At 70.2% G+C, this 1633-nt stretch carries 1 protein-coding gene; it reads right to left on the bottom strand.

Features of this window, described 5'->3' with window-relative positions:
- A partial coding sequence (locus tag BMG523DRAFT_RS22285; RefSeq protein WP_043592342.1) for an IS1634 family transposase occupies window positions 1-1573 on the bottom strand: 1573 nt, incomplete at its 3' end.
- Window positions 1574-1633 lie beyond the last annotated feature (60 nt).

The raw sequence follows: 1633 nt of genomic DNA, 5'->3' as shown, positions 1-1633 counted from the left end.
CGGTCTCCTGGATGCCGGCGAGGTGGTCGAGCAGGCCGCGCACGGAGTAGTCGAGTCCGGCGTGGCGGGCGTGGCGGCGCATCAGGTGCGCGACCTGCAGCGCGAGCACGCAGGTGAACAGGTGGACGCGGATGGTGTGGTCGGTGAAGTGGTGCATCGGGCTGAACGAGACGACGTGCGGGTCCTTGAGCTGGCGGAACGCGAACTCGGCGTCGGACTGGGAGCGGTAGGCCGCGACCACGTCGGCGACCGGCCAGTCGTCGCGGTCGGTGACCAGGACGCGTTTACCGAAGATCTCCTCTTCCAGAGCGGCGCGGGCATCCTGGTCGACGGCCCAGGTCAGCCGGTGTTCGGCCGGGGTGTCCCCGGTCAGGTTTGTGATGACGACGCGTCGCAGCCAGGGATCCGCGCAGATCGTGTCGATCTCCGCGTGGACCTTCTCCCGGCCCCGGCGGGTCCTGCCGCGGGCCAGGGTCGCGGCGAGCTCGTCGAGTTTCGCTCCGGCCTTGGTGATGGTCTGGGTCAGCCCGCGGGCCTGGCCGGCGTGCAGCGTCGGCGAGTGCGTGAGGATCACTCGCCGGTCGGTCCCGTAGACGGTTCGGCGGGCCTCGAGGGCGGTCAGCCCGTCGAACCCGTCGACGGGGGTGCGGTGGGTGGCGGGCCGGGTGAGCAGGTCGGGGCAGTCCGACGGCGGGACCGAGCCGACGAAACGCAACGTCGAGGCGGCGAGGTGGTCGAAGTTCGCGGTCGAGTTCTGCCCGGCGTCGAAGACGACCGTGATCTCGCCGGGTGGCCCGTCTGCGCTGGTCAGGGCGGTGTAACGGGCGACGAGTTCGTCGATCAGGGTGGTGAACTGGGTGACGTCGGGCCGGTTGCCGGGATAGGCGTGCGAGATCAGCGGGATGCCGCCGTCGCGGGTCACGACCAGGCCGAGGCCGATGAGGCGCAGGTCGGAGCGCTTCTGCTTGGCCCGCCCGCGCTGGGCGATCGGCGCACGCCCGTTGGCGGTGTCGAGATAGGTCGCGAAGTTGGTCATGTCGAGAGCCACCGCGGAAACGTCGAGCCCGAACAGGTCGATCATCCTCTCGGCGAGGCGGCGCTCGATGGCCCGCAGGTCGGCCTCGCTGACCAGGTGCATCGCGTCCCAGAACCGGCGGTGGTCCAGCACCCGGGTGGGGATCTTCGTGAACCGGTCCGCGGCCGTCGTCGCCCACCACTCGGCGAAACCGGCCTTCGAACGCGGGTCGACGAGCCGGTTGAGCGCGGCGAGCGCCAGGTAGGTGCCCACCGACGCCCCGGCGTCCGACCGGCGTGCCCCGGCCACCTCGTCGACCAGCCCGACCACGTCGAGCCGGGTCAGCATCTCCCACACGGCCGCGACATCACCAAAAGCGAGATGGCGGGTGCGTTCCGGCAGCGACGCGGCGTCCCGGGCCGCGACCGCCGCCGCGAGATCCTCGGCCGAGCCCAGGTAGCGCTGCGAGACGATCCTGGGCTCGCCGTCCACACGGGCCGACTCGACCAGGTAGTAGTACGTCTTCCCACCGACCTTCTTCCCCACCAACGACGACATGCTTTAGGTAATACACACCGGAAGGCGAACTGTCGATCAGGCGAGTACTCAAAGATCCAG

The sequence above is a fragment of the Frankia sp. BMG5.23 genome (genome assembly GCF_000685765.2).
In the GTDB taxonomy this organism is placed as follows: domain Bacteria; phylum Actinomycetota; class Actinomycetes; order Frankiales; family Frankiaceae; genus Frankia; species Frankia casuarinae.
Note: the sequence above shows the minus strand (reverse complement) of the source record. Positions and strands in the feature narration are given on the sequence as shown.